This is a genomic window from Paenibacillus sp. sgz302190, assembly GCF_059820445.1.
Genome location: NZ_JBZYAO010000003.1, coordinates 304,354 through 329,650, shown reverse-complemented (window position 1 = coordinate 329,650; position 25,297 = coordinate 304,354). Strand labels below are relative to the sequence as shown.

The following is a 25,297-nucleotide window of genomic DNA, read 5'->3' as shown; positions in this document are numbered from 1 at the left end:
GCAAAAGTAAGCTCCATGACACAATATAAGGAAACATCTGATGACGGAGGATTCCCGCTTCATGCTTTTCGTTTTGTTCGCTTTATGGATTATCGCCCTGCTATTGCTGTTCGTGGACCCGCGGTCAGGCACGATGCGCTGGATGAGCGCGGTTTCGTTCACCGGCGGTATCGGCGCGCTTGCGGCCGTCATGTCCAGCGACTTTGTTCCTTATATAAAGCAAGTCGTTCCCAACGAATCGATCGCCCTGCTCTTGTTTCGCATTCAAGCGGCAAGCTCGCTGCTTTCCTACTACGGGCTTCCTTATTCCTTCGCCATGCTGGCGCTGCAGTACAATCCGATCTGGCCGAAGGGGGCCATCCGCCGCTATTTACCGTACCTGCTGCTTCTGCCGCCGCTAGCTTGCGTGCTGTTCACGCCCGGCTATAACGAAGAAATTCCGATCTCGTTTCCGATCGTTGCAAGCTGGGCCATCCCTTATATTATTGCGGGTTCCATGCTTATTATCGTCAAAAAAGAGCGCCTTCCGGCCATGCGGCAGACGCATTTGTTCACTTGTCTCGCCCTGCTGCCGCCGATTCTTTGCTTTGCCGTGCTCAATTACTTGATGCCCAGCCTCGGCTATTACAGGATGTGGATTTATCATCAGTGGATTTTGGCGTTCGTCGTGCCGTTCTTTGTGTATACGTTTTTCAAATACGGCTTCCTCGGCATCAGACTGCTGATCGAGCGGCGAAAGCTGGACTCGACGCTGCGCGCCATCACTTCGGGAACGGCGATTCTCAACCACGCCATCAAGAACGATGTGGGCAAAATGCGGCTGTTTCTCGATAAAATGAAGCAGCACGCCGAAGAGACGAATCAAACCGAGCTGCTGCAGGATATCGAAGTCGTCATGAACGCTTCGCTGCACATCCGCGACATGATCAGCCGGGTGCACGAGCAGACGCAGGAGCTCCCGCTCTCCGTCTCTCCCGTCAACCTGCAGCAGCTGGTGCAGGACACGCTGCTCTCGCTGCAGCCGCACCTCAGCGGCGTTCAGGTGCAGCACAGCGTTCCCGCGGCGCTGACGCTGCGGCTCGACCGCATTCAGATCGCGGAGACGCTGACCAATGTGCTGATGAACGCGGTCGAAGCGATGCCCGGCGGCGGAGAGCTTACCGTCAAGCTGTTTCCGACCAAGAAACATTGGGTGCTCGAAGTGAGAGATACCGGCATCGGCATTGACAAATCGGCCATCAAACAAGTTTTGGAACCATTTTATACGACCAAAAGCGGGAGCCGCAACAATTTCGGACTCGGGCTCGCCTATTGCTACAGCGTGATGAAGAAGCACGGTGGTTCATTGCAGCTTGCGAGCGAACCCGGCAAAGGCACCAGCGTATTTCTCTCTTTTCCGGAAACGTGCCTGGTCGAATCAACATAGCTGCCAACGTATAACGCTCAGGAGGACTTGCCATGGAAACGATTAAAATTTGGATTGTCGAGGACGACCGGGACTGGCTGCGGGGATTGACCGCTTACCTGAACCGCCAGCCGGATTTGGACGTGGTGGCGACCGCTTCCACGGTCGAAGAAGCGCAGGTGCTTTTGAACGATTCAGAGCCGCTTGCCGACATCGCGCTGATGGACATTATGCTGGACGACAAGCCGGATGGGGTCCGCCTCGCGGAGCAAGCGCTGAACGCATGGGGAATCAAAGTGATTATGCTGACTTCCATGGAGGAAAAAGATTTGATCTTCCGTTCTTTTCAGGCGGGAGCCATCGATTATCAGATCAAATCCGGCTTCGAGGAGCTGCCTGAAGCGATTCGTGCCGCGCACAGGCGGCAAGCGCCGATCAATGCGGCCGTAGCCGAGCAGATGCGGGAAGAATTCCGCAGGCTGAAACGAATCGAGCATCAGTTCAAAATAAAGGAAGTAAGCGACCTGATTACGCCGACAGAGCTTCAGGTGCTGGAAATGATCGATCAGGGCCACACCCAGACGGAAATCGCAAACCGGTTCGTCATTTCCCTAAGAACGGTAAAAATTCACGTCGGCCATATTTTAAAAAAGCTCGGCAGTTCCAGCAGCAAAGAAGCCGCGCAAAAAGTGCGCGACCTCGGGTTGTTCGAGCGGGATAATAAGTAAACGGACTCTTAATGGATGTCCTTCTTCTTGAACCGTCCGCCTTTGACATCGTGGATATTGCCGACGGCCAGAAACGCGCTCGCATCGAGCTCTTCCACGATGGATTTCAGCTTGGCTTCCTCCAGACGGGTGATTACGCAGAAAATGACTTTTTTGTTCTCACCGGAAAACCCGCCTTCGCCTTCCAAATAAGTAACCCCGCGTCCAAGCCGGTCAACCAGCGCTTCGCCGATTTCCCGGAACCGGTCGCTAATAATCCACACCGATTTGGACTCGTCAAAGCCTTCGATCGTAATATCGATCATTTTGTAAGCAATATAATACGCGATCAAGGAATACATCGCCCGGTCCCAACCGAATACGAACCCTGCGCTGCCGAGAATAAAGACGTTGATGAACATGACGATTTCGCCTACGGAGAAAGGCATTTTTTTGGTTACGAGAATCGCGACGATTTCGGAGCCGTCAAGGGAACCGCCGAACCTGATGACCATGCCGACGCCGACGCCGAGAATAATTCCCCCGAAGACAGTGGCAAGCAGCGGATCGATTGTTAGAGGTTGAACGGGATGAAGCAATGCCGTACCGATGGACATAACGAGGATGGCGAACAAGGTGGAGAGGGCAAACGTTTTGCCGATCATCTTGTATCCCAAGTAAATGAACGGAAGGTTGAGAATGGTAAGAAAGATACCTACGGGTAAGTCGAACAAATACGAGAAAATAATGGAAATGCCCGTGATTCCCCCGTCGATGATTTTGTTGGGAACCAGAAAAATTTCCAGACCGACCGCCATTAATGCTGCACCGAATATTAGAAAGACCGTGCGCCTAATAAAATTAAGCTTGGTCATCTTCTTGTGCTGCAGAGGGATTGCCGCCTTATTTTGAAATTTCACCTGCTGATTAGCCAGAATGATCTCCTCCTTCTCTGTATATGGTGTCTGCTTTCACTACTTTCTCCCCGCAGCCGCTATTTTCCTGCCAAAGAATGAAATTCCTTTCATATTCCTTTACATTTTAGTAAATGTCCCATCGAATATTCCAAACTCCCATGTTATAATTTCATATATTGTTTACAATTTCTTAATCAAATCTCATGGGAGAATGGCATGAACACACATCTTAACCGAATCTGGAGCGTGCTCAAGGCAAGGCTGCCGCTGCTTCTGACTGCTTTCGTTCCGGTAGCGATTATGGAAGTATTAAGCCGGGGGCATTATTTCGAGACCGTCTCCTGGGGCGCCCGGCATATGCTGCAGCTCATCTTTAATGTCTGGATCGTCCTCGCCTTCCTGCTTCTGTTTATGGCCGCCATCGGCCGTACGAAAGTCGCCTATTGGGCGATCAGCGCCGTCCTGTTAATTTTGGCGCTGGTCAGCGGCGTCAAGCTGAAAATACTTGGAATGCCTCTGCTGCCGTGGGATTTTGTATTGACCGGAGAAACTTCGGATATGGTCCAATATGTGACCAACATTTTCAACGTGCACGTGTTGGCAGGCCTGGTGCTTTTTATCGGCGCCAGCTATTTTTTGCTCTACAGAACCCGGTTGTTTATGAAAAAGGTGCCTTTGCGGGAACGGGGTGTGCTCGCCCTTGCGGGCATCCTGATGCTTGCTGCGGTCTATACCGACTCGCCGCTGCCCGTGCAAAAGTGGCTCGGTATCCAAACCAACATGTGGAACCAGGCGGAAAATACGAAAGACAACGGCTTCGCGCTTGCTGCCCTGCTTAACGCCAAGACGATGTGGGGCGATCAGCGCGACGGCTACAACGACAAAGCGGTTGAGGCCATTGTCAGCCAGACCGCCAAACCGGACAAAGCCGGCGCTGTGCCAAGCGACATCAAGCCCAATGTCATTGTCGTGCTCAGCGAATCGTTCTGGGACCCTACGCTGATTAAAGGCGTACAGTTCAGCCGCGACCCAATCCCGTTCTTCCATAAGCTTCAAAAAGAAGCGACCAGCGGCTGGATGTTGTCTCCGCAATACGGCGGAGGTACGGCGAATGTGGAATTTGAGGTGTTAACCGGCAATTCCATGCGTTTTCTGCCGCAAGGCTCGATCGCCTACAACCAGTTTATTATGCATGAAGTCGATTCTTTGGCCGCCATCTATGCGCGTCAAGGGTACACGTCGACGGCCATAGGCCCTTTTCACAACTGGTATTTCAACAGCAACAAAGTTTACCAGGATTTCGGTTTCGGGAAATATATTCCAATCGAATACTTCAAGCCGAATTATTCCGGACCGTACATCGCCGACAGCGAAGTGGCGGAAAATATATTCCGCGCCACCCGTTCAAGCGAAGGGCCCGATTTTGTGTTCGCCAATACGATGGAAAATCATTTTCACTACTTCCCGGGCAAGTTTCCGAAAAATACGATCGATGTGTCGGGCAATATGGCGCCTTCCTCGCAGGGCATGCTGGAAACGCTGGCACAGGGCATCAGCGCCGCAGACAACATGCTGAAATCGCTTGTCGAGCATTATGAGAAAAGCGGCGAACCGACCATTATCGCGTTTTGGGGGGACCATCTGCCGTCGCTTGGAGACGACTACGCTACATATATCGACACCAAATATATTAGCGGCAAAGACGATCCGGATTTCCTGAAAAAAATGTACAGCGTTCCACTGGTCGTCTGGAACAACTTCGACAAGGAGCGGAAAGACCGGCTGAATTTCAGCCCTTCATTTCTTGGGCCTTACTTAATTGAACTTTCAAGACAGCGGGGTAATTATTATACCGATTTTTTACATGAGCTGTCAAAAAAAATACCAATTATTCCTCCAAAAGACAAGTTCGCAGCGATGAACATCGATGAAGCCGATTTGAAAGATTACGAAACGCTGCAGTACGACATCCTTTTCGGCGGCCGCCATGCGTACAAAGAATACACGGCCCCGATTATCGATCCGAAGTATATGCTTGGCTTCGGGCCGATTACGATCGAGAAAGTTGAAGCCGATACTCAGGACCTTTCAGGGCGGTCCTCGGTGACGATCAGCCTGACCGGAACGAACTTCCCTCCGCTCGGCTGCGCCACGCTCAACGGCAAGCCTCTGCCGACGACGTGGCAAAATGAGCAGTCCCTTACAGCCAAAGTCGAAGGCGATCTGTTAAAGCCCGGAATTTGGGACATTCAAGTTACCGTGAAAGATTCCAAGGAAGCCGTCATCGGCCGCTCGAACTCGTGGCCGATCGAGATCGGCGGCAGATAGACGCAGCACGAACAAATCCCCTTGCGGCACGGAGGCCGCAAGGGGATTTTTGCTAAAGTTCGAATTGATTAGGAAACAGGCACGATTTTGCCGGTAGCTTGAGATTCGAAAGCCGCAAGAATGACGTTCAGGGAACGCATGCCTTCTTCTCCCGAAATTCTAGGCGCTTTGCCTTGTTTGACGCAATCGATAAACTCATCGATGACACCGCTGGAGGTTTGCTTCTCGTTGGTCGCGATCGCACCCACTTTGTAACGCTCCACAGTGCCGTCAAGCAGTTCGACGATCACCTGATCTTCGGGATGCGTGCCGATTTTCATGACGCCGTTCTCGCACCAGAGGACGGTGCTGTTGTCTTCGCCTTTGTAGTAAGTCCAGCTCGCAACGAGCGTGCCGATCGTTCCGCTTTTCATGCGCAGCAGGCAAGTCGCGTTGTCGTCGACCGCCGTTCCTTCTTTGTGAAGCGTGTTTACGAATGCGGCAACTTCCGCTACTTCGTCGCTCAGCAGCCAACGAATCAAGTCCGATTTGTGCACGCCGAGATCGCCCATGGCGCCCATGATCGCCTCTTCCTTGCGGAAAAACCAGCTGCCGCGGCCGTCAATGCTCCAGCGCTCAGGACCGGGATGGCCGAAGGACGTGCGGAAAGTCAGCACTTTACCCAGCCTGCCCGTATCGAGGATTTCTTTCGCTTTGACGTGCGGAGGCATCAATCTTTGGTTGTGTCCGACCATCAAAAATACGCCGTTCTTCTTCGCCGCATCGATCATCGCTTTCGCTTCTTCTTCCGTAGAAGCCATCGGCTTCTCAACCAGTACGTGCGCTCCGGCGTTTGCTGCGGCGATGGAAACTTCCGCGTGCAAATAGTTCGGTGTGCACACGCTGACCGCGTCCACTTTTTCCTGCTTCAGCAGCTCTTGGTAGCTGCTGTATGCTTTGCCGCCGTAAGTTTGCGCGTATTCCTCGGCTCTTTCTACAACCGGATCTGCAAATGCAACGAGTTCTACATTTGGATTCCAGCCATACTCGGGAATATGGCGATGCTTGGAAATCGAGCCGCATCCAATGACGGCTACTCTAATTTTGCTCATAGTTTCGTGGTCTCCTTTTGTTTAGCAAAGTCTGTTAGAATAATTAGCTGCGAACTCCGGTGTAGTGTTCTTTAATCCAGTTCAGGCTGTTTTCAACGCTCGTAAGCGGCGCTTTTTGGCAGTGGTCCTGCTCGACGACGAGCCACTGAGCGCCTGCTTTTTCTGCGGCTTCAATGACTTTATCCAGCTGCACATCGCCCAGTCCGAGCTCCAGCGTAACGATTTTGCCCTCTTCATTTTTCGTGAAATCCTTGAAGTGAACGAGCGGCAGACGTCCCGCATACTTGGCGATATAGGCAAGCGGATCCTGGCCGGCAAACTGAACCCAGCAAACGTCCATCTCCACATTGATCGCGCTGTCGCCTGTATTGGCATACATGGCGTCAAAAACAAACTCGCCGCCCAGCTTTTCATGAAATTCAAAATCATGGTTATGATACAAAAATTGCAGGCCTTGCTTTTTGGACTCCGCGGCGGCGCTTTCGCAGAAGCTGATGATTTCTTTCCAATCGTCCGCATTTTGGCGCTGTTCCGGCAAAACGTAAGGGCAAATGATATATTTCGCATCCAATGTTTTCAAATAATCGATTTCGCCTTGCAGATTGTTGCGCAGATTATCCAGGCTTACGTGGCTGCCGATAGCTTTCAGGCCGAGCTCGTCAAGAAGCTGCTTCAGCTCTCCGGCAGGCTTGCCGTAGTAGCCGGCAAATTCTACGCCTTCGTAACCGAGTTTGGCTACATGGCGGAGCGTTCCTTCCATATCTTTTTGCATATCATCTCTGAGCGTGTACAGCTGAAGACCGATTCCTAAGCGCTCCATTCGATTTCCTCTTTTCCATCATGCGTATTTTTGTTAAAAAACAATGAACCTATTTGATTATCATTATAACGGATTGTGGCGGATATTGTACATTCACGATATAATCAGAACATATCCTATTTGGCTACGAAAGGTGAAGCGAATGGAGACGGAGATTTTAACTTGCGGCTATTCCTATCATATGGAGAAATTCGAGGTCAGCAGCAAAAGCGGACTTAGCTCCTACCTGTTCCGCCTGCAGACGGAAGGCCGCTGCGAAGCTCTTGTGGATGGGCGCATGCGGAAGGTGGAGGCCGGCGATCTGCTGCTTTTTCAGCCCGACGACCCGTATGAGCTGAAAATCGATCGACAGCCGGATCAGCCTGATGCCAAAATATCCAGCGGCGACTATTACTTGTTTTGCAAAGGCTCCTGGATTGAGGCATGGTGGGCGGGCAAGCCCAAGGCGACCTGCAGCCGCATCGATTTGGATGCGAGGCTGATTTCCTTGTGGCGCCAGCTCATTTTGGAAAAACGGCGGATGGAAGAGGAAAACAAGGAGCTCAGCGGCTATTTGCTGCGCGCGCTTTGCCTGTATGTCGAGAGAGCCGCCGGCGAGACGATCACGCTGCAGGGCAGACCTTTTACCGGGACGAGGATGAAGCGGTTTATCGAAGCGCATGCGACATCGACGTTCAAAATCGAAGATGTCGCCGACCACGTCGAGCTCAGCGTCTCCCGCGCCGTTCACCTGTTCAAAGAATGCTTCGGCAAAACGATGATCCAGTACGCCCTGGAGGTTCGCCTGTCCAGCGCAGTCGAACGGATGCACGACAGCTCCATGTCGCTGGAGCAGGTAGCGGAAACTTGCGGATTCGGCAGCTACCCGTACTTTCACCGCGCCTTCAAGCAAAAGTACGGAATTTCGCCGAAGCTGTTCAGGCAGCAGGCCCCGCAGTAGGCCCGGAAAGCCGAATTCTTAAGGCTTCGTCATTCTGAGCAGATGGATGCCCAGGCCGATAAACAGAATGCCGGACAGCTTGTTCATGTAATTGGACAACGAGCCTGTCCGCAGCCGCCGCGACGCCCATTCCGCGGCGAGCACGATGAAGGTGCACCAGAGCGTCCCCGTTGCAATAAAAGTCAGACCCAGAATGAGAAAAGGCAGCGCTCCGTACGAATTGTCCGCCGAAACGAACTGCGGCAAAAACGCCAAATAAAAGAGTGCTACCTTCGGGTTGAGCAGGTTCGTAAACAAGCCCTGCGCATATATTTTCCGCTGCGCCGCATGTCCGATTTGACCCGATCCGTTCTCCAGCGATTTTGACCTGAACGTTTTAATCCCCATATAAATCAAATAGGCCGCTCCCAGCCATTTGATCACCTGGAACGCAATCACCGATTTCATCAAAATGAGCGACAATCCGAAAGCGGCGAGCACCGTATGTATCAAAGCCCCCGAAACTATGCCGAACACGGACATCATCCCCGCAGACCTGCCTTGCGCCATACTTCTCCCGAGAATATAGAGCGTATCGCTGCCCGGAACCATATTCAAAACAAGCCCGGAAATGATAAAAACCGCAAAATTGTCGATCCCAAACATGCTATTCTCTCCCCATTCCCTCTCGCTGTTTCAACTAAAAATACCACAAAAGCTCCTGACCGCATACCGCTCCATCCAAAATGGCAAATATTTCTCTGCGAACTGGAACATTTCATCGTTTTTCCTCGTATAAGGTAAGTGAACCGGGGTATTGTTTTAAAACTGTAAAACTATTTTAATGTTAGATTAATAATTGTCCTTTATGCTAGTGTCATATCCAATTGTTAGGATGGTGAAAGTCATGAAAATGTTTATTACAATTCAAAACAAAACAGTGCCCGTATACTCAGATGAAAAAAATAAAAAGAAATTCAATTTGCTTAAATCCGCCCTGGAAGCTAAAGTCGTAAAAGGACGCAGAGCGATCAAAAAATGTCTCGATTCCATCATCAGCATCGAGATTATCGGCTGTGAAGCGATTCTTCATTCTTTTAACGAAAGAGATTCTCTTGCATTGTCTCTCTATTAGGCGATGCAAGATTTTTCTGGTACATAGTTGCTTGCGGCAAAAAAAGGAACGGAGCTTTTCGGGCTTCGTTCCTTTTTGCGCTTTATTTCGGCTGTTAGACGAGATACTTTTCTTTCAAAACGTGCAAATGGTGCTGGGCATGACCGGCAAACGTATAAGCGACCGACCGGGCCGATATCCGGTTGCCGATAACCAGACCTGTCCGCACCCAGGCTTCGTCCGAAATCGTCGGGAATAGTGTCAGCGAGGCTTGGCGCACAGCTTTGAAATCGGCCAGCAGCTCGGCAAGCGTCAGCTTCGCAAACGAGGCCGCTTGCATGAACGTATCCTGATCGAAGCCCGGCAGCGATATGTCGGAGTCCCCGCGGGCGATCCGCAGCAGCCGGTAGCTCATGATCCGCTCCGTATCCGTTATATGTCCGAGCACTTCCTTCACGCTCCACTTGCCCGCGGCGTACGCGGTGTTCCCCTGCTCCTCGGAGACAGGGGCCAAGAGCGCTTCTATTTCTTCCCCTTGGCGGCGAAGAAACTGCACGTAATCTCCGTCCGGCACCAGTTGGATATAATCGGCGACATAAGAGTAATATTCACTGCTTTCAGGGCGTTTCAGCATAAGATCTAAGCTCCTCTCGGAAAATGGAATAATAGCGTTTATCTCTCATTTTAGCGCAAGATGAGCCGAGTTCCAAATCTTTGCTTACACGCTGCGGCGCAGCAGCCAGAGCTTGCTCTGGAAGTCCCCACGCAGCCTGGGGACAGGGAGCCCGGCGTACATCAGATGATCGCCGGGGTACACGCTGCCGTCGATTTCATAGTCGGCGTCGGGATCGAGCCCTTTCAGCCGCAGCCATTGCAGCGGCGAATTCGCTTCTGCAAGCTCGCGGAAGTAAGCAACCATTGCTTCCGAGCGATCCTCCGAGACGACCATCCAGGCCGTCTCGCCGCCCTCGAACGGGCTGAGCAGCCTGTACAGCTCGCCGAACTGAACGAGCGGACGGATCTGCTTGTACGTCTCGATCTGCCGCTTAACCTCCGCTTGTTCCTGCTCGCCGAACTTGGCCAAATCCAACTCGTAGCCAAAATTACCCGACATCGCAACGTGCCCCCGCATTTCGAGCGATGTCACGCGGTGAACCTGATGGTTCGGCACTTCCGATATGTGAGCCCCCATGGAGCTGATCGGATACACGATGCTCGTGCCGTATTGGATTTTCAGCCGGCTGACCGCGTCCGTATTATCGCTTGTCCACGTCTGAGGCATATAGTACAGCATGCCGGGATCGAAGCGGCCGCCGCCGCCGGAACAGCTTTCGAAAAGAACATGCGGGAATTCCGCCGTGATTTGCTCCAAAACCCGGTACAGGCCGAGCATGTAGCGGTGCGCCGTCTCTCTTTGGCGCTCGGGAGGCAGCGCGGCCGAGCCGATTTCCGTCATATTGCGGTTCATATCCCATTTGACATACGTAATCGGGGCGCTGCGCAAAATATCGCCGACTTGCTTGGCGATTTCGTCGCAAACGTCCTGACGCGAGAAATCGAGGATGAGCTGCTGGCGGCCTTCCGTTCTTCTCCGGTCCGGCACGTGCAGGCACCAATCGGGATGGCTCCGGTACAGCTCGCTGTCCGGGGAAACCATTTCCGGCTCGAACCACAGGCCGAACTCAAGGCCCAGGCTGTTAACCCTGGACGCCAAATCCTCCAGCCCTTTCGGCAGCTTCGCCTCGTTGACAAACCAGTCCCCGAGCGAGCTGTTGTCGCTCTCGCGTTTACCGAACCAGCCGTCGTCAAGCACGAACAGCTCGATGCCGAGCTCCTTACCGGCGCGGGCAATGCGCTCGATTTTGTCCGCATCGAATTGAAAGTAAGTCGCTTCCCAGTTGTTGACGAGCACGGGCCGGGCCTTGTCGCGGAATTCCCCGCGGCACAGCCGGGTCCGGTACAGCTTGTGATACGTCCGGGACATCTCCCCGAGTCCGCCGCCCGCATACACCATGACGGCTTCCGGCGTCTGGAACGACTCGCCCGGCTGAAGCAGCCAGCTGAAATCAAAAGGGTTGATGCCCATCGATACCCTTGCGCTGCCGTAAGGATCGACCTCGGCATGTGCGGCAAAATTGCCGCTGTACACGAGGCTGAAACCGTACACTTCCCCGTGCTCCTCGCCGGCATCCTTCGCCATCACCGCAATGAACGGATTGTGCTGGTGGCTGCTCGAACCCCGCCTGCTCTCTACGGTCAGCTTGCCGGGCCCAAGCGATCTTTTCCCCAGATGCCTTTCTCTCGCCCAATTCCCCGACAAGTGAAGAAGATCGTAATCGCCGTGCTTAAAATCCACACTCGCGCTGAGCGCGCGAAGCAGCTTGAGATCGGCGGAGCCTTCGTTCGTCAATCGCACCGACCTGGCAATCGCCGAATGCCCCGCGAAAACCGTATATACGAGCACGGCGCGCAGGCCAATCGCGGAGTCAACCAGCTCCAGCTCCAGCGTCTCCGCTTCCGCTTCGCTCTCGGTATACGTTGCCGGAAGCCCTTCCAGCTTCGGCTTTCCTTTATAAATGCGGTGCCGGTCATAGACCAGCTCCGTTATCGTCGACCCGTTAGGCTGCGCCACCTGATAGGCGGGCTCGCGGTAATCGCTGGTGCCGTAAGCCGGGTATTCCTGCGGCAGCGTGTCAAACGAGATGCTGCGGTCTTCGCGGACCGGGTTCGGCGAGAACGAGCTGCGCTCGGTGAATTGCAAAATCGAAGCGAGCCGGCCGGCCCTGATCTTGCGCCCCCAGTATACGTGCGCGGGGTAAGCGGATTTAACAAGCTGAATGACGTAGCTCATATCTTTGCTTTGCAAATGAAACAACTGCTGCGACGGTTCATACGTAATGCTCATGCTTTTCTCACCTTTCCGGGACATATGGATTCATTATCCTATTTCCCGGGACTCAATACTATGGACAAAATCCGCATTCATATGGACAAATGTAGTTTTTCCTCAACCCACGCCTCTCCTGTACAGATTGCGTAGCTGAAGCAGGAAGGCATCGTCGCTTGGCAGAGAGAAAACCTGCTCTGCCACTCTTCCCCAGTCCATACCTCTCCTGTACAGATTGCGTAGCTGAAGTGGGGGCGCAAGGCAGCCTTATAGGGAAAAAACCTGCGAAAGTGCAGGTTTTCCCTCTGAAATTGGCCTGTTTTGGCGAAAAACCTGCAAAAAGTGCAGGAATTTTCGTTGAAAGTGAGTATGAGGGTATGTGTTCGGTGAAAAGCCTGCACTTTTGCAGGAATTGTTCGTGGCCAGGCGATCAAGGACGCAAATTCATGTATTTTTGCAGGTTTTCTTCGTGCAGGCAAGCAGATTGTGCGGCCGGCCCCGACGTGCGAGTTTTTCAACAACCTGACATGTCCCTCTTCTGATAGCTGCACTAAATAACGCGTTTGGTGTCTTTTTTGGGGACCTTATTACTCATCATTCTGTATTTGTTTGGATCAAAAACCTTGGTTCGAGGTCTGACGGGTGGGGCTGTTAAGGGATGACATTTTCAATAGAGTCCCAGAGGATTTTGTGGAATTTTTACGTTCAAGATGATGGGGGATACGGGATGCAGGCTCATTAAAGGAATGCATAATACAACACGTCGATGTGACGTGTTTTTGTATTTGGCGATATTTGTTGTAGAATGACATTATTACATAGGCCTTTTGGGGAATAGCTATCCGATTGGAGCAAAATAATGATCTATCAAAATTTAGAAGCATGCTTAGTTGATTTAGAAAAGAACGGACATTTGATTCGCATTCATGAAGAAGTTGATCCTGAGCTTGAAATGGCTGCCATACATATGAAAGTACATGAAGCGGGTGGTCCGGCCTTATTATTCGAGAATGTAAAAGGTTCGAAGTTTAGGGCGGTATCCAACATTTTTGGTACAGTGGAGCGCAGCAAATATATATTTCGAGATACTTGGGAAGGCGTGCAAAACGTAATCTCTTTGCGAAGCGATCCCATGAAAGCAATGAAAAGCCCCCTTAAACATATCGGTACGGGACTCGCTGCATGGAAAGCCCTGCCAATCAAAATATCCGGTGGCCTGCCGGCTGATTTTGAGGAAATCAGCATTGCCGACCTCCCTCTCATCAAGCACTGGCCAGAGGACGGCGGTGCATTCGTCACCCTGCCTCAAGTGTATTCGGAAGATCCAGAGAAACCCGGAATTATGAATTCCAATCTGGGGATGTATCGGATTCAATTAACAGGGAACGAGTATGAATTAAATAAAGAGATCGGCATGCATTATCAGATTCATCGCGGCATCGGAGTCCACCAGGCAAAGGCAACCAAGCTAGGAGCCCCTTTAAAAGTAAGCTGTTTTATTGGCGGGCCGCCGGCGCATACGTTGTCAGCGGTTATGCCCTTGCCCGAAGGCATGAGTGAGATTACCTTTGCAGGCTTGCTCTCAGGGCGCCGCTTCCGCTACAGCTATATCGATGGCTATTGTATTAGTCATGATGCTGATTTTGTTATCACAGGAGAAATATATCCTGGCGAAACCAAGCCGGAGGGCCCTTTCGGCGATCATTTGGGCTATTACAGCCTTACGCATCCTTTTCCCCTCGTGAGAGTGCACAAAGTATATGCCAAGAAGAATGCAATCTTTCCATTTACTGTCGTTGGCAGGCCGCCTCAAGAGGATACGGCATTCGGCGCATTAATTCACGAACTGACAGGTGACGCGATCAAGCAAGAAATTCCAGGTGTCAAAGAAGTTCATGCCGTAGATGCTGCGGGCGTACACCCCTTACTTTTTGCGATTGGCAGCGAACGTTACACGCCCTATCAACAAGTCAAACAACCTGCTGAGCTGCTCACGATAGCTAACCGAATTTTAGGGACGGGACAAGTTAGCTTAGCCAAGTATTTATTCATCACAGCAGAAGAGAGCCAGCCACTCAATTCACATGATGTGGAGCATTTCTTAACCTATATTTTGGCTCGAATTGACCTACATCGGGATCTTCATTTTTATACCAATACGACCATAGACACACTAGATTACTCAGGTCCGGGCTTAAATAGCGGCAGTAAGGTTGTGTTCGCAGCAGTCGGAGATAAAAAAAGGGATTTATGCTTAGAGGTTCCTGGCATTTTCAACGAAATACCGGGGGTCCAACATGCGCGTTTGGTGATGCCGGGAATTGTCACGATTCAGCTTTCTGAATTTAAAAGTTACGGCGAGTCGCAGGTTGAAATGAAAGATTTATGCGAGGCTATTGGAGCAAAGGGCCCGCTCCCTGCTTGTCCAATGATCATCGTCTGCGATGACAGCCAGTTTATGAGCGCCGCAATTGACAATTTTCTTTGGGCTACCTTTACGCGCAGCAATCCTTCACATGATATTTATGGCGTGAATAGTTATTATGAGAATAAGCATTGGGCTTGCGATAATGTTGTGATTGATGCCCGAATTAAACCGCACCAAGCACCGCCATTAATACCGGATCCAACGGTTGAAAAAAACATCATGCGATTATTTGCCAAAGGCGCCAGTTTAGGCGGCGATCAAAAGTAAAGAGTAAAAGCAGCATCACAACCTTAGGGATTGTGGTGCTGTTTACTTTTGCAGCATAGTTCGTGGTGGCGACAATGAAATTTGTATTGGCGCCGGTAAAAATAGCATGTACAGAGAAACGCGCGCTTACCCAGCTTTCGTACTTGATGAAATTGATAAAGGCATCACGTCCAACTTTACCGATCACCATGCCATCCATCAACCGAGCATATTCTCCCATAATCCCCCGAATTTCGGATTGTGTACCACTGTGGTGGAACAATTTCTTTTCGGCGAGAGCCGGTGTTTCCATCTTTGTAAGCCCGTATCGCGTTTAACCGAACGCCGCTAACCAGTAACGCCGGATGCCGCCGCCGCGGCCGGAGCTTTTCGATCCGCCTCCAAAATCATATCCGACAGCGTTTTGCCGGCCTCGATCATCGGCATGACCAGTTCGTCTTTGTCCACCCAAAAATCGATCAGCACAGGCCCCGGGTGCTGCAAAGCTTCTTTCCAGGCGGCATTTGCCTCCGCCTTCGTGGCCGCTCTCAGCCCCTTCACGCCGTAAGCTTCGGCCAGCTTCACAAAATCCGGGCTGCCGGACAGATCGATATGGCTGAATCTGCAGCTGTAGATCACTTCCTGCCACTGTCGGATCATGCCGAGCGTCCGATTGTTGATGACGACGATTTTGACCGGCAGCCGGTGGATAGCGCATATAGCCAGCTCCTGGACGCACAGAGGCGCGCGACCAAACGGTGGTATGCGGCGCGAACGATTACCGGCATGTTTACCGTTACCAGATCAGTAAACAAGAAAACTTATATACGCTCATCGACGAAAATGAAGCCGAAGCGCTGCTCCGCCACGGAGCCGACATGCTGCTGCTGAATGAAAGCGGCCGGATCGTCGGTTTGAGCGCTACAATCCCGATACGACCGGACACCAGAGCCTATTTATTGCAAAACCGTTACTCTTCCGCGTATTTTGCCTCTCTTTCGGAGGAGGATTGGGCGAGGCAATGCAAATCGGGAGGCTGGTTCATCCGCACGGTGGACATCGAGAATGCCGAGGATGAAAAACTGCGGCACGATACGTTTCGGATGCGGCTCGGCTATATGCGGATCGGGGGCATTACGGTCAGCAGCCCTCCGCCACTCGCTTATTATCAGGACGGACCGGCCAGCCTCGGTTTTACCGCCGCCCCCGTTCAGCATACTCTTTACGACGGCGTCACGCCCGCGCCATACTACGAACTGGATCTCACCGGAAAAAAGCTGCGCGATTTCGTCCATAATCTCGTCCCGCCGTCCGATGAGCCGCCAGTGACCCGCACAGCGATGTACGATGCGCAGGACGAGGAGCTTACCCGCAAAGAAGCGGAAATCGCCCAACTGCTGCTGCTCGGGTTAGCAAACGCCGACATCTCCAAACGTTTGTTCGTAAGTGTCATTACGGTGAAGAAGCATCTCAGCGCGATTTACCGCAAATGGAACGTCCGCAACAGGACGCAATTCATCGCCAAGTGGTCCGGGCAAAACGGCTCCGCAGACCGGAAATAGTGTGGTCGACCGACCGCCGTCATGCAGCGTAACACCGCGCGCTGGGAGCTGCACGCGGTGCGAAAAGGCAGCTTTTCAATCTTCATAAAAGATCATGTGGCTTTTCTCGTCGCGGTAATAGCTGAGCCTGTCCTGCAAAGTTCCCGTATGAAACTCAAATTTATGCCCGTCAGGGTCGGTAAAATATATCGACAAACGGTCCCGCTCGCTTCTCGCTCTTCCGGACAGCACGTTCACGCCCAGCCGGGTCAAGCGTTCCCAATGGGCCTCGTAATCTTCTTCGCTGATCGTAAAAGCCATGTGCGTGTAAGATTGGTGGATTTCATTCCTGGGAATATCTTCCTCGACGTTCAAAGCCAGCCAAAGGCCGTCCAAATCAAAATAAGCCAGCTTTCGTCCTTTGACCAGCAGCTTCGCCCCGAATACCTGTTCGTAGAAACGGATGGAGCAATCCAGATCGGATACGGAAAAAAGCAAGTGATTGATTCCCTGTAGTTTCATTATCGGTCCCCTCTCTAAGCGCTAGTCCGACTAGGAGTCTGTCCGAAGAACCACGTAGAAGGTATGTATCTGCAAAATGACAGCAATTATGCAGCGTAAGCGGCAATATATGCAGTCATTATTTACCTGGTAGCACAAAAGTAACTCCGCCCGCCAGACTCCTAGCGGCTAACTTCTACGATACCATAATCGGGATAGCGGATCACTGCAAAAGCAAGTATGATAGGAAAGATACATTCAACGATGCGAGGTGCGCACATGAGAACCGAAAACCAACTGAAACGCAAAAAAAACGAGCTGCTGCTGCAGCGGCAATCACTGCAGTCGCGCCTGGAGCAAGCGGCGTCGCCCGCTGAAGCGGAGTCTCTTCAAACGCAGACCGACCGATTGGCGGACATGATCGATCTGCTCGATTGGGTGCTGAACGAACCGTCAGGAAGCTACCACGCTTGAAAAGCCCCCCGCGTCAGAATCGGTAGCCACAATCTGCCAAGCTGTACGAAGAAAACCTGCAAAAATACATGAATTTGTGCCCGCGATCCGCTAGCCACGAACAATTCCTGCAAAAGTGCAGGCTTTTCACCAAACACATAGACTCATACTCACTTTCGGCGAAAATTCCTGCGCTTTTGCAGGCTTTTCGCCAAAACAAGCCAATTTAAGAGAAAAAAACTGCACTTTCGCAGTTTTTTTCCTTAGCAAGCTGATTTTTGCCCAGTCGTGCAGTCCCACGACCTACACCGGGAGAGGCGGGTGCCCAGATAAAGCGGCTGTTCCCCAAATCAGTCACACTCTTTCCCCTAGCGTTCACAGAGAGTCGCGACTTACTCAACAGCCTGACAATTGCTGGCTGTTTCACAGAGAATTTCTCCCACTTTTGCAGGTTTTGGCGGGCGGTAGAGAATCGTGCCAATGCCAAAACCCGCAAAAACAAACAACAACACGCCTTTTGCCTTGCGCAAATTGCGTGTTGTTGCCCGAAGGCTGCGCCTCAGCCTTTTTTTCGCAGCCTCGTGGATTGCTAGGCGCATCTCCCGGCTCGTGGGCTGCTCTGCCGTTTTTTCGCGGGGCGCGGGGCGCACTTTCCGGCTCGTGACCGCTCAGCGTTTTTTGCACCTCCGGTTCGCGGGCCGTTCAGCCGAATTTGTAAGTGATCCCGTACCCGCCCTTCGGATACACCCATTCGATATTGTTCGAGGGGCAGGCAATCCGGCACGTGCCGCATTCGATGCAGTTTTCGAAGGCGACAGTCGTCACCTTTTGTTTTTTATCCCATTCATACACGTCGGACGGGCAAAAATAGTTGCAATCTTTGGTCGTGCAGTTGATGCAGGTCTGTTTTTCCTTGATGATCAAATGGGACTGGGTATCGCATTTGTAACGAATCGTAAAAAGCTTCTCCGCAACGTCGCTTCCGCTCATCCGTTCATCGCCCTCCATCCCTTAAGTCCGAGCTTCATTAAATTCAGCGTCCCTCCGGCTGCGCCTTTGATCAGGCCGGCGGCCATTTTCTGCTTATCCGCCTTGGAGACGCCGTCAATGAGAAACATATTGTAAGCGGCCTCGTTCAAAGCTCTCGGCAGCTTGTCGAACAGGAGCTCGGGGTCCTGTTCCTTGAGGAAGTGGTGCATGCCCCTGTACTTTTTCAAATCTTTGTGAATGAACGATTCGCGGATTTTTCGGTCGTACGCCTGAAGCGAAGCGGCCGAGAAATTGCCGCGCGCCCGGGCTTCGATAATGGCCTCGCCGGCCAGACGCCCGGACGTCATCGCCAGATTCGTGCCTTCGCGGTGCACGAAATTGATCAACTGCGCGGCGTCCCCGCAGACGCACCAGCCGCTGCCCGAAAGCGGTGGAATCGAATGGAAGCCGCCCTCCGGGATCAAATGGCCCGAGTACTCTTTCGTCTCCCCGCCCTGGATCAGCTTGCGGATCATCGGGTGCTGCTTGACGGCATCGAGAATCGCGTACGGCTTCACTTTTTTGTCCCGCAGGTGGTTCACCATCACCCCGACGCCAAGCGAAATCGTTTCCTTGTTCGTGTACAAAAAGCCCATGCCCGCCATCCCGAGCGAAGTTTCTCCCATGAACTCAATCGTCACGCCTTCATCACCTTCGAGGCCGAAACGGTCCTCGATTTTCTCTTTGGGCAGGGCGATCACTTCCTTAACCGCCAGCGACACTTCGTCAGGCTGCCATTCCCGGTGGATGCCCATCGCTTTGCCCAGCAGCGAATTGACGCCATCGGCGATGACGACGACATCGGCGTACAAATCGCCGTCCTCGCGGTCCGTGCGCACGCCGACCACCTTGTCGCCTTCCCGGATGACATCGAGAGCTACGGTCTCGTAGATCGGCAGAGCCCCCGCTGCGACCGCTTTTTCCGCAAACCATTGATCGAACTTGACGCGCAGCCCCGTAAAACAGTTGAAAGGCTCCTTATACGCCTCGTTCCGGTGCCCGAAAGTGACCATCGATTCCTTGCCCATCATCCAGATGCGCTGCTCCACAATGTAGCGTTCCATCGGGAAATTTTTTTCTTTCCAAAATTCGGGGACGAGCTCTTCGATCTGCTTGCGGTACAGCACGCCGCCAAAAATATTTTTGGCTCCGGGAAATTCTCCCCGCTCCAGCAGCACGACGGACAGCCCCGCCCGCGCCATCGTCAGCGCCGCCGCCGCACCGGCCGGCCCTCCGCCGACGACGATAGCGTCAAACTTTTCGTTCATCGCGATTCGCTCCTTTCACGCTCAAAACTCCCGGAAGGCGTCCCGGATGACGGCTTGGATGCGGCCGGGGCCGCCGTCCGATCCGCCAGGGGCGCTCCGAACAACGTTCGCCGCTTGCGGACCTCTTCCGTTATGGCGGGCACGATTTTGAACAAATCGCCGACAATGCCATAATGCGCGAACTGGAAAATGGGCGCCTTGTCGTCTTTGTTGATCGCCACGACGATTTCCGAATTTCCCATGCCGACCGTATGCTGCACAGCGCCGGAGATCCCGACGGCAAAATAAAGCTTCGGCCGCACGGTCGCGCCGGTCTGGCCGACCTGATGCTCGTGCTTGATCCATCCCGCATCGACCGCCGCGCGGGATGCTCCGACGACGCCGCCGAGCGCATCCGCCAGCTCGCGGAGCAGCGCAAAAGCCTCGGGCCCGCCCAGCCCGCGGCCGCCGCTGACGATAATCTCGGCTTCCTCGAGATTAACGCCCCCGCTGTCGCGCAGGAAGTCGAGCACCTGCGCGGCAATCTCTTCCTCGCGCATCGCACACTCGATGCGCACGATCTCGCCCTGGCGCTGCGCGTCCTTCGGCAGCGCCTGAAACACGCCGGCCCGCGCCGTAGCCATTTGCGGCCGGTACTGCTTGCAGAGGATGGTGGCCATCATCTTCTCGGAAAAAGCCGGGCGGCTCGCCAGCAGCAGCCTTGACGGCGGCGGCTCGACGTCGAGCTCCGTCGTGTCCGCCGTCAGCCCCGTCGGCAGGTGCGTCGCAATCGCGCCCGCCAGGTCGCGGCCCGTCGCCGTCGCGCCGAACAGCACGATCTCGGGCTTCGCTTCCTCGATCAGCTTCAGGCATACCCGGCTGTAAGGCCGGGTTCTGTACGCGCGAAGCTCGGGGGCTTCGCATAAATAAACCCGGTCCGCGCCGTAATGCACGGCTTCCTCGGCGAGGTGCGCCACCTGCTCGCCGATGACGAGCGCCATGAGCGGCACGTCCAGCTTGGCAGCCAGCTTGCGGCCTTCGCCGAGCAGCTGCCAGGACACCTTTTTCGCTTCGCCGTCCCGCTGCTCCACCACGATCAGCACCCCGCGATAGGCCGACCAGTCCGGCATCGTTTCGTCCCTTTCCCTTTGACCGTCCGCTTGCTCTTTCGCCATGAGTTCACTCTCCTTCTCATCGTTATTCGTGCGCGCTCAAGACGTCCAGCCCAGACGGCCCGGCAAATCCGCTTCCCACAACCGGTCGGCCAATTGGGCGGCCGCAGCTTCCGGCGTGTCCCAAGCGATCATCTGCGCGTTCACCGCCCTTGCTTCCGGCACCCACGTTTTGGCGACAATCGTCGGCGAGCCCTTCAGACCGATTTTGGCCCGTTCCAAATCGGGAAAATCCGCCGTCGTCCAGACAACAGGCTTATAGCGGGCAGCGCGAATCATTCCCGGCATCGAAGCTCTGCGCACCTTATTCAGCTCTTTGAGCGCCGTTATCAGAACCGGCATGCTTGTCTCCACGACCTCCACGCCGTCCTCCAGCAGCCGGTGGACGGTCACTTTTCGCCGCTGCTCATTTACCTGCACCACTTTGTTCACATAAGTCAGCTGCTCCAAATCAAGCCTGCAGGCGACCCCCGGTCCGACTTGGCCGGTATCTCCGTCGAGCGTCTGCTTTCCACAAAAAACGATGTCTGCCTTGCCCCAGGTTTGTTCGATTTTGCGGATCGCCGCCGCGACCACATAAGACGTAGCCAGCGTGTCCGCCCCGGCAAAGCCGCGGTCTGTAACCAAAACCGCTTCATCCGCGCCGAGCGAGATGCACTCTTTTAGTCCCTTTTCCGCCGGAGGCGGCCCCATCGTAACGACCGTTACTTTGGCGCCATGCTGATCTTTGATGCGCAGCGCCTCTTCCAAACCGTGCATGTCATAAAAATTGACAATACTCGGGACCCCTTGGCGGATCAATGTGTTATTTTTGGGATCAATCCGGATTTCCCGGCTGTCGGGCACCTGCTTGATACATACAACAATATGCAGCATCCTGCATCCTCCTGTTCTGTAACGAAGCTTTTTCCACGCAGTCGCAGTCGCAATCGCTCCATGGAGTCTGGCGGGCAAAGTTACTTTTGCGCATACCGGGGTGAATCATGACTGCATATATGCCGCCCATGCTGCACTACAACCTGTCATTTCGCATATGTACCTTCTACTGAGTTCACCGGACAGACTCCAAGATGCATTTGTGAAATTTGTCACTTATACGATTGAGTGATATCGCTTACACATATACATGACGATAATCCTATTCCTCATCAATATATGCAAGCTTACTTCAGTAATGACACACGTTTTTCCGGTCTGGGAGTCTGGCGGGCGGATATGCTTTTGTGCTCATGACTGCATGCTGCCGCTTACGCAGCATCATGTATACCTTCAACGCGGTTCATCGGACAGACTCCTGGCCGGAAAACCTGCGAAAGTACAGGCTTTTTCGATGAAAACGGTTCGTTTTTGGGAAAAGCCTGCAATTGTGCAGGAATTATTCGCCATGAAGGGGTTGAACCCTGCGATTTAGCGAAAAGCCTTCAGATTTGCAGGCTTTTCCCGTAGCAAGCGTACTGGGGGAAAAAAAGATGTACTTTTGCAGGCTTTTTGAGGACTGCCCTGATCTGGAAAAACAAATTTGCTTGTCTTGGAGTCTGGCGGGTCTACTGAGTTCATCGGACAGACTCCTAAGTCGCGGCATCCTTGTAAGAAGACGCCATCCCCGATTTCGTTCTGACCAAAACGGAAAAATCCTGCCCGAAAACAAAAAATTCCCGGCCGGGCAATTGGAGGCGGTTAAGCCTGCCAATGCGGCAGCCGGGCATCTTCAACGCGGGGAGTTCAATCCTCGTTTTCCTCCGTATCGTACGTGCAAATGAAGCGCTCCACACCAGAATACTTTTCGCCAAGGCTGGCAATTACGAATCCAATGCTTCTGTAAAATTCAACCGCCTCTTCGTCCGTTTCGGCAATGATTCGGTCCGGTTTCATAAGCTCAATCACTTCAAGAATTTGTCCGCGTCCGAAGCCCGCTCCTCTGCTGTCCGGTTTAACGGCAAGGTGGACGATCGTCAGCTCGTTGTCCTCGCTCATGCGGAAGCCGATCAGCCCCACCAAATACCCCTCCGACTCGTATCCGTACAGTTGCAGCTCCGCATCGGTTTTGTAAGACTCTATCGCTTGCTCCAACGCATCCGGGTCCGGAAATGTGCTGTAACCGAGGAGCTCCTGAATTTCGCTATCTTGCAATCTTGATTTGATATTTATCAGCATTTGTTATTTCTCCTTTTAGACGTAATCCAGCACCTGCCGGATGTCGGTAATTTCTGCCGCCGGCCGTACTCCTTTGTCTGCCATTTGCCGACGGTCGGTCTTGTACCCGATAAACGGAACGTTCGCATCCATGGCGGCTTTGGCGTCAATCCATGAGTCGCCGACCGCTATCCATTCATCCGCCGACAGCTGCGGAAATTGCCGCATGGCATAAATAAAACCCGAAGGCGACGGCTTCATGGCCTTCATCTGTTCCCGGCCGACAATGAGGTCGAACAAATGGGCAATGCCGGTAGTTTCCAGCGCTTTGACCGCAGCCGCCAAGGAGTTGTTCGTGACGATCGTCATGACGTACCCGCCATGCAACGCTAGAAGCAGCTCGGCGGCTCCCGCTTCAAGCCCGGCGCCCTCCATTCCGGCCGTTTCATGACGTGAGGCAATCCGCATCACTTCCTCGTACATGCCGTCCGTCATGCCAAGCTCTCCGGCCTGCTCGATGATCGTCGATGAAGTGTGCCGCTCGACGGGAAAGTCCGCAGGAAGCACGTTCCGGCTCGTCAAATAGCCGGCAATTTCCCGCTTCATCGCAGCAAAGTCAATGCTGGACTTGAGCAGGGTGTTGTCCATATCGAAAATGATCCCTTTGCATGTGCCCTTGATCTTCATCGCTCTCCTCCATAATCTCCGGAACCTGCTTCAGCCGGCCGGTCCCTCACTTTTCAAAAAAAAGCGGCCGGATAGCGCAGTTCTCCCTTCAATCCCGAAAGCGCCCCTTCCCGAAGCTCGCAAACCATGAATACATCGTCAGGCACAGCGAATTGTTTCAACTCGAAGCCGAATTTTCGCGCCGGGTTAAAACCGTGTCGCGGATAATAGGTAGGGTGTCCGATCAAAAAAATGAGGCCATAGCCCAAATCCAGACACCGCTTCTTTCCTTCGAGGATCAGCTTTCCGCCGATACCTTGCTTTTGGCAGCCGGGTTTTACCGCAATGGGCGCCAGTACGATAACCTCCGTTTGTTCCTGTCCGTTCTCCAGCACCGCCAAGCTTAATAACAGATGTCCGACAATCTCCTCGCGGATTTCGGCTACAATGGACAGCTGCGGAATAAACCCGGGCGAATTTCTGATTCTTTCGATCAAATCGGACTCGTCATCGCGATGTCCAAAAGCCTCATAGTTCAACTCCCGTACCAGCCGGTAGTCGTTCGCGGTTTCTGTTCTAATGTGAACCATTTTGCTCCTCGTTTCCTACTGATTTTACAGTAAGATTACCCCGCATGTCCCGATTTTCTCAAGTTAAAAGTCGGTTCTAATTGTTTTCTCTGCTTGTCAAGCATAAGCCGAATCCCCTCGCCGCTTCTCACACCGGGTGAGACCGGTGCCAGTCCAGCACCTGCTGCGCGGTCGTCATGTCGGTTATCAAGGTGTCGATCCAGCGGCCCCGCAGCGCTGCCGCGATCGCCTGGACTTTCTCCGCGCCGTGCGCCACGGCGATGATGTTCGGGATGCCCCGCAGCAGCGCGGCGCTCAATCCGATCATGCGCGATTCGCCCGGATAGGCGATCGCCTCCCCGCGCTCGTTAATAAAGGAGGTGCATATATTGGCGACCGCCCCCAGAGCGCGGACTTCCTCCAGTTCTTTGCGCTCCATATGCCCCGATTGAACGATCGTCGCTTGTGCGGTCGCCTGCCCGATGCCGACAAACGCTCTGTCCGCCCGGGCGGCAAGCTCCAGCACCTGCGAAATCCCGCTCTCGCCAAGCAGCACATCGCGCGTCTGGCCGGACGCAACGATTGCGGGCGCGTTGAGCTGCCAGTAGCGGGATTTCAGCTTTTCGCCCAAAGTTCTCGCATTGGAATTCGCATGCCAGTCTGCGCCCGCGGCTCCCCATCCGCCGATGATCGGCACGAACTGCAGGTGCTTTTGCGTCGAGTAATGCATTTCAGCGGCAACAGCGGCTATGGTTTTGCCTGCCATCACACCTACGACGTCCCCGTCCTTCAGCCCGTTTTCCAGCAGCACTGCGCCGGATCTGGCCAATTGAAGCTCCAATAACTGCCGGTCCGCGCCCGGAACGTGAACGACAAGCGCATCGTGGATGCCGAAAGCTTCGATCAGTTCTTTTTCAACTTGCTGTTCTTCGGAAAAAGGGTTTTTAATCGTAATCTGTACGATTCCTTCCGCCTTCGCAGCGCTCAACATCCGGCTGATCTGCGGCCGGGAAATGCCCAGTCTTTCCGCTATGTCCTGCTGATTCAGACCGTCTATGTAATACAAGGTGCTGACTTTGACCCAAAGCCGCATTTTTTCGTCCGCCATGTCCGAACCGTTCCTT

Annotated in this window: 25 protein-coding genes and 1 pseudogene; 8 read left to right on the top strand and 18 right to left on the bottom strand. The window is 53.3% G+C overall.

Going from position 1 to position 25,297, the window contains the following annotated elements:
* Window positions 1–61: 61 nt before the first annotated feature.
* Both AC6RNO_RS06525 and AC6RNO_RS06520 read left to right on the top strand, forming a co-directional pair.
* Complete coding sequence (locus AC6RNO_RS06525; RefSeq protein WP_497104995.1) at window positions 62–1,426, top strand: ATP-binding protein; 1,365 nt, start codon at window positions 62–64, stop codon at window positions 1,424–1,426.
* A gap of 32 nt (window positions 1,427–1,458) precedes the next feature.
* Entirely contained in the window at window positions 1,459–2,133 is a 675-nt protein-coding gene (locus AC6RNO_RS06520) for a response regulator (protein ID WP_474681617.1), read from the top strand.
* An 8-nt stretch (window positions 2,134–2,141) separates the two neighbouring features.
* Here AC6RNO_RS06520 and AC6RNO_RS06515 read toward each other — a convergent pair whose 3' ends face one another.
* The gene (locus AC6RNO_RS06515) at window positions 2,142–2,987 is read right to left on the bottom strand and encodes a YitT family protein (protein WP_497104994.1); all 846 of its coding nucleotides are present in this window, start codon (window positions 2,985–2,987) and stop codon (window positions 2,142–2,144) included.
* A gap of 258 nt (window positions 2,988–3,245) precedes the next feature.
* Between AC6RNO_RS06515 and AC6RNO_RS06510 the strand changes: the two genes are divergently transcribed.
* On the top strand, window positions 3,246–5,357 hold the full coding sequence (locus AC6RNO_RS06510) for a sulfatase-like hydrolase/transferase (protein WP_497104993.1): 2,112 nt from the start codon (window positions 3,246–3,248) through the stop codon (window positions 5,355–5,357).
* A gap of 68 nt (window positions 5,358–5,425) precedes the next feature.
* On the opposite strand, the gene AC6RNO_RS06505 is transcribed toward AC6RNO_RS06510, so the two are convergent.
* A complete protein-coding gene (locus AC6RNO_RS06505; RefSeq protein ID WP_497104992.1) occupies window positions 5,426–6,448 on the bottom strand; it encodes a Gfo/Idh/MocA family oxidoreductase in 1,023 nt (340 codons plus the stop codon).
* A gap of 43 nt (window positions 6,449–6,491) precedes the next feature.
* Window positions 6,492–7,268 carry a sugar phosphate isomerase/epimerase family protein gene (locus tag AC6RNO_RS06500; protein ID WP_474681621.1) on the bottom strand — a complete coding sequence of 259 codons (777 nt, stop codon included), beginning with the start codon at window positions 7,266–7,268 and terminating at the stop codon, window positions 6,492–6,494.
* Between the two features lie 142 nt (window positions 7,269–7,410).
* On the opposite strand from AC6RNO_RS06500, the gene AC6RNO_RS06495 reads away from it, so the two are divergent.
* The gene (locus tag AC6RNO_RS06495) at window positions 7,411–8,208 is read left to right on the top strand and encodes an AraC family transcriptional regulator (protein WP_474681622.1); all 798 of its coding nucleotides are present in this window, start codon (window positions 7,411–7,413) and stop codon (window positions 8,206–8,208) included.
* 18 nt (window positions 8,209–8,226) lie between these two features.
* Here AC6RNO_RS06495 and AC6RNO_RS06490 read toward each other — a convergent pair whose 3' ends face one another.
* The gene (locus AC6RNO_RS06490; protein ID WP_497104991.1) at window positions 8,227–8,853 is read right to left on the bottom strand and encodes a LysE family transporter; all 627 of its coding nucleotides are present in this window, start codon (window positions 8,851–8,853) and stop codon (window positions 8,227–8,229) included.
* A 241-nt stretch (window positions 8,854–9,094) separates the two neighbouring features.
* On the opposite strand from AC6RNO_RS06490, the gene AC6RNO_RS06485 reads away from it, so the two are divergent.
* The gene (locus AC6RNO_RS06485) at window positions 9,095–9,322 is read left to right on the top strand and encodes a 3-dehydroquinate dehydratase (RefSeq protein ID WP_474681624.1); all 228 of its coding nucleotides are present in this window, start codon (window positions 9,095–9,097) and stop codon (window positions 9,320–9,322) included.
* 94 nt (window positions 9,323–9,416) lie between these two features.
* On the opposite strand, the gene AC6RNO_RS06480 is transcribed toward AC6RNO_RS06485, so the two are convergent.
* Both AC6RNO_RS06480 and AC6RNO_RS06475 read right to left on the bottom strand, forming a co-directional pair.
* Window positions 9,417–9,935: a DinB family protein gene (locus AC6RNO_RS06480; protein WP_488436613.1), complete on the bottom strand. Its 519-nt coding sequence runs from the start codon at window positions 9,933–9,935 to the stop codon at window positions 9,417–9,419.
* An 84-nt stretch (window positions 9,936–10,019) separates the two neighbouring features.
* Window positions 10,020–12,206, bottom strand: coding sequence for an alpha-galactosidase (locus tag AC6RNO_RS06475; RefSeq protein WP_497104990.1), 2,187 nt, complete (start codon window positions 12,204–12,206; stop codon window positions 10,020–10,022).
* A gap of 841 nt (window positions 12,207–13,047) precedes the next feature.
* Here AC6RNO_RS06475 and AC6RNO_RS06470 point away from each other — a divergent pair.
* Window positions 13,048–14,883 carry a UbiD family decarboxylase gene (locus tag AC6RNO_RS06470; RefSeq protein WP_497104989.1) on the top strand — a complete coding sequence of 612 codons (1,836 nt, stop codon included), beginning with the start codon at window positions 13,048–13,050 and terminating at the stop codon, window positions 14,881–14,883.
* Here AC6RNO_RS06470 and AC6RNO_RS06465 read toward each other — a convergent pair.
* Both AC6RNO_RS06465 and AC6RNO_RS06460 read right to left on the bottom strand, forming a co-directional pair.
* On the bottom strand, window positions 14,834–15,175 hold the full coding sequence (locus AC6RNO_RS06465; RefSeq protein ID WP_497104988.1) for a hypothetical protein: 342 nt from the start codon (window positions 15,173–15,175) through the stop codon (window positions 14,834–14,836). The two genes, AC6RNO_RS06470 and AC6RNO_RS06465, sit on opposite strands and share 50 nt — an antisense overlap.
* Before the next feature lie 35 nt (window positions 15,176–15,210).
* Window positions 15,211–15,615, bottom strand: a pseudogene (locus tag AC6RNO_RS06460) (thiamine pyrophosphate-dependent enzyme); the annotation flags it as partial.
* A gap of 5 nt (window positions 15,616–15,620) precedes the next feature.
* Between AC6RNO_RS06460 and AC6RNO_RS06455 the strand changes: the two are divergent.
* Window positions 15,621–16,424: a LuxR C-terminal-related transcriptional regulator gene (locus tag AC6RNO_RS06455; protein ID WP_497104987.1), complete on the top strand. Its 804-nt coding sequence runs from the start codon at window positions 15,621–15,623 to the stop codon at window positions 16,422–16,424.
* Between the two features lie 75 nt (window positions 16,425–16,499).
* Here the strand turns inward: AC6RNO_RS06455 and fosB are convergent, their stop codons facing one another.
* Window positions 16,500–16,925 (bottom strand): metallothiol transferase FosB, encoded by a 426-nt coding sequence (gene fosB / locus AC6RNO_RS06450; RefSeq protein WP_474681629.1) that lies wholly within the window; start codon window positions 16,923–16,925, stop codon window positions 16,500–16,502.
* A gap of 258 nt (window positions 16,926–17,183) precedes the next feature.
* Between fosB and AC6RNO_RS06445 the strand changes: the two genes are divergently transcribed.
* Window positions 17,184–17,378 (top strand): hypothetical protein, encoded by a 195-nt coding sequence (locus tag AC6RNO_RS06445; protein WP_474681630.1) that lies wholly within the window; start codon window positions 17,184–17,186, stop codon window positions 17,376–17,378.
* 371 nt (window positions 17,379–17,749) lie between these two features.
* On the opposite strand, the gene AC6RNO_RS06440 is transcribed toward AC6RNO_RS06445, so the two are convergent.
* The 9 genes from AC6RNO_RS06440 to AC6RNO_RS06400 form a co-directional block, all read right to left on the bottom strand.
* Window positions 17,750–17,956 carry a hypothetical protein gene (locus tag AC6RNO_RS06440; protein ID WP_497104986.1) on the bottom strand — a complete coding sequence of 69 codons (207 nt, stop codon included), beginning with the start codon at window positions 17,954–17,956 and terminating at the stop codon, window positions 17,750–17,752.
* A gap of 103 nt (window positions 17,957–18,059) precedes the next feature.
* Window positions 18,060–18,347 (bottom strand): 4Fe-4S dicluster domain-containing protein, encoded by a 288-nt coding sequence (locus AC6RNO_RS06435; RefSeq protein ID WP_497104985.1) that lies wholly within the window; start codon window positions 18,345–18,347, stop codon window positions 18,060–18,062.
* Complete coding sequence (locus AC6RNO_RS06430) at window positions 18,344–19,654, bottom strand: FAD-dependent oxidoreductase (protein ID WP_474681632.1); 1,311 nt, start codon at window positions 19,652–19,654, stop codon at window positions 18,344–18,346. Before AC6RNO_RS06430 ends, AC6RNO_RS06435 begins: the two co-directional genes overlap by 4 nt.
* A complete protein-coding gene (locus AC6RNO_RS06425) occupies window positions 19,651–20,808 on the bottom strand; it encodes an FAD-binding protein (RefSeq protein ID WP_497104984.1) in 1,158 nt (385 codons plus the stop codon). The genes AC6RNO_RS06430 and AC6RNO_RS06425 overlap by 4 nt, the downstream gene beginning before the upstream one ends.
* Window positions 20,809–20,844: 36 nt before the next feature.
* Window positions 20,845–21,681, bottom strand: a complete 837-nt coding sequence (locus AC6RNO_RS06420) for an electron transfer flavoprotein subunit beta/FixA family protein (RefSeq protein WP_497104983.1) — start codon at window positions 21,679–21,681, stop codon at window positions 20,845–20,847.
* 846 nt (window positions 21,682–22,527) lie between these two features.
* Entirely contained in the window at window positions 22,528–22,959 is a 432-nt protein-coding gene (locus tag AC6RNO_RS06415; RefSeq protein ID WP_497104982.1) for a GNAT family N-acetyltransferase, read from the bottom strand.
* Window positions 22,960–22,974: 15 nt separating this feature from the next.
* A complete protein-coding gene (locus tag AC6RNO_RS06410) occupies window positions 22,975–23,625 on the bottom strand; it encodes an HAD-IA family hydrolase (protein WP_497104981.1) in 651 nt (216 codons plus the stop codon).
* 53 nt (window positions 23,626–23,678) lie between these two features.
* Entirely contained in the window at window positions 23,679–24,194 is a 516-nt protein-coding gene (locus AC6RNO_RS06405) for a GNAT family N-acetyltransferase (RefSeq protein ID WP_497104980.1), read from the bottom strand.
* Window positions 24,195–24,321: 127 nt separating this feature from the next.
* Window positions 24,322–25,281 carry a sugar-binding domain-containing protein gene (locus AC6RNO_RS06400; RefSeq protein WP_497104979.1) on the bottom strand — a complete coding sequence of 320 codons (960 nt, stop codon included), beginning with the start codon at window positions 25,279–25,281 and terminating at the stop codon, window positions 24,322–24,324.
* Window positions 25,282–25,297 lie beyond the last annotated feature (16 nt).

What these genes read in the sequence shown, in the direction of transcription:
- AC6RNO_RS06525 (WP_497104995.1), top strand. Translation starts at nt 62, where the DNA reads ATGCTTTTCGTTTTGTTCGCTTTATGGATTATCGCCCTGCTATTGCTG.
- AC6RNO_RS06520 (WP_474681617.1), top strand. Translation starts at nt 1,459, where the DNA reads ATGGAAACGATTAAAATTTGGATTGTCGAGGACGACCGGGACTGGCTG.
- AC6RNO_RS06515 (WP_497104994.1), bottom strand. Translation starts at nt 2,987, where the DNA reads ATGACCAAGCTTAATTTTATTAGGCGCACGGTCTTTCTAATATTCGGT.
- AC6RNO_RS06510 (WP_497104993.1), top strand. Translation starts at nt 3,246, where the DNA reads ATGAACACACATCTTAACCGAATCTGGAGCGTGCTCAAGGCAAGGCTG.
- AC6RNO_RS06505 (WP_497104992.1), bottom strand. Translation starts at nt 6,448, where the DNA reads ATGAGCAAAATTAGAGTAGCCGTCATTGGATGCGGCTCGATTTCCAAG.
- AC6RNO_RS06500 (WP_474681621.1), bottom strand. Translation starts at nt 7,268, where the DNA reads ATGGAGCGCTTAGGAATCGGTCTTCAGCTGTACACGCTCAGAGATGAT.
- AC6RNO_RS06495 (WP_474681622.1), top strand. Translation starts at nt 7,411, where the DNA reads ATGGAGACGGAGATTTTAACTTGCGGCTATTCCTATCATATGGAGAAA.
- AC6RNO_RS06490 (WP_497104991.1), bottom strand. Translation starts at nt 8,853, where the DNA reads ATGTTTGGGATCGACAATTTTGCGGTTTTTATCATTTCCGGGCTTGTT.
- AC6RNO_RS06485 (WP_474681624.1), top strand. Translation starts at nt 9,095, where the DNA reads ATGAAAATGTTTATTACAATTCAAAACAAAACAGTGCCCGTATACTCA.
- AC6RNO_RS06480 (WP_488436613.1), bottom strand. Translation starts at nt 9,935, where the DNA reads ATGCTGAAACGCCCTGAAAGCAGTGAATATTACTCTTATGTCGCCGAT.
- AC6RNO_RS06475 (WP_497104990.1), bottom strand. Translation starts at nt 12,206, where the DNA reads ATGAGCATTACGTATGAACCGTCGCAGCAGTTGTTTCATTTGCAAAGC.
- AC6RNO_RS06470 (WP_497104989.1), top strand. Translation starts at nt 13,048, where the DNA reads ATGATCTATCAAAATTTAGAAGCATGCTTAGTTGATTTAGAAAAGAAC.
- AC6RNO_RS06465 (WP_497104988.1), bottom strand. Translation starts at nt 15,175, where the DNA reads ATGGAAACACCGGCTCTCGCCGAAAAGAAATTGTTCCACCACAGTGGT.
- fosB (WP_474681629.1), bottom strand. Translation starts at nt 16,925, where the DNA reads ATGAAACTACAGGGAATCAATCACTTGCTTTTTTCCGTATCCGATCTG.
- AC6RNO_RS06445 (WP_474681630.1), top strand. Translation starts at nt 17,184, where the DNA reads ATGAGAACCGAAAACCAACTGAAACGCAAAAAAAACGAGCTGCTGCTG.
- AC6RNO_RS06440 (WP_497104986.1), bottom strand. Translation starts at nt 17,956, where the DNA reads ATGCGCCTAGCAATCCACGAGGCTGCGAAAAAAAGGCTGAGGCGCAGC.
- AC6RNO_RS06435 (WP_497104985.1), bottom strand. Translation starts at nt 18,347, where the DNA reads ATGAGCGGAAGCGACGTTGCGGAGAAGCTTTTTACGATTCGTTACAAA.
- AC6RNO_RS06430 (WP_474681632.1), bottom strand. Translation starts at nt 19,654, where the DNA reads ATGAACGAAAAGTTTGACGCTATCGTCGTCGGCGGAGGGCCGGCCGGT.
- AC6RNO_RS06425 (WP_497104984.1), bottom strand. Translation starts at nt 20,808, where the DNA reads ATGGCGAAAGAGCAAGCGGACGGTCAAAGGGAAAGGGACGAAACGATG.
- AC6RNO_RS06420 (WP_497104983.1), bottom strand. Translation starts at nt 21,681, where the DNA reads ATGCTGCATATTGTTGTATGTATCAAGCAGGTGCCCGACAGCCGGGAA.
- AC6RNO_RS06415 (WP_497104982.1), bottom strand. Translation starts at nt 22,959, where the DNA reads ATGCTGATAAATATCAAATCAAGATTGCAAGATAGCGAAATTCAGGAG.
- AC6RNO_RS06410 (WP_497104981.1), bottom strand. Translation starts at nt 23,625, where the DNA reads ATGAAGATCAAGGGCACATGCAAAGGGATCATTTTCGATATGGACAAC.
- AC6RNO_RS06405 (WP_497104980.1), bottom strand. Translation starts at nt 24,194, where the DNA reads ATGGTTCACATTAGAACAGAAACCGCGAACGACTACCGGCTGGTACGG.
- AC6RNO_RS06400 (WP_497104979.1), bottom strand. Translation starts at nt 25,281, where the DNA reads ATGGCGGACGAAAAAATGCGGCTTTGGGTCAAAGTCAGCACCTTGTAT.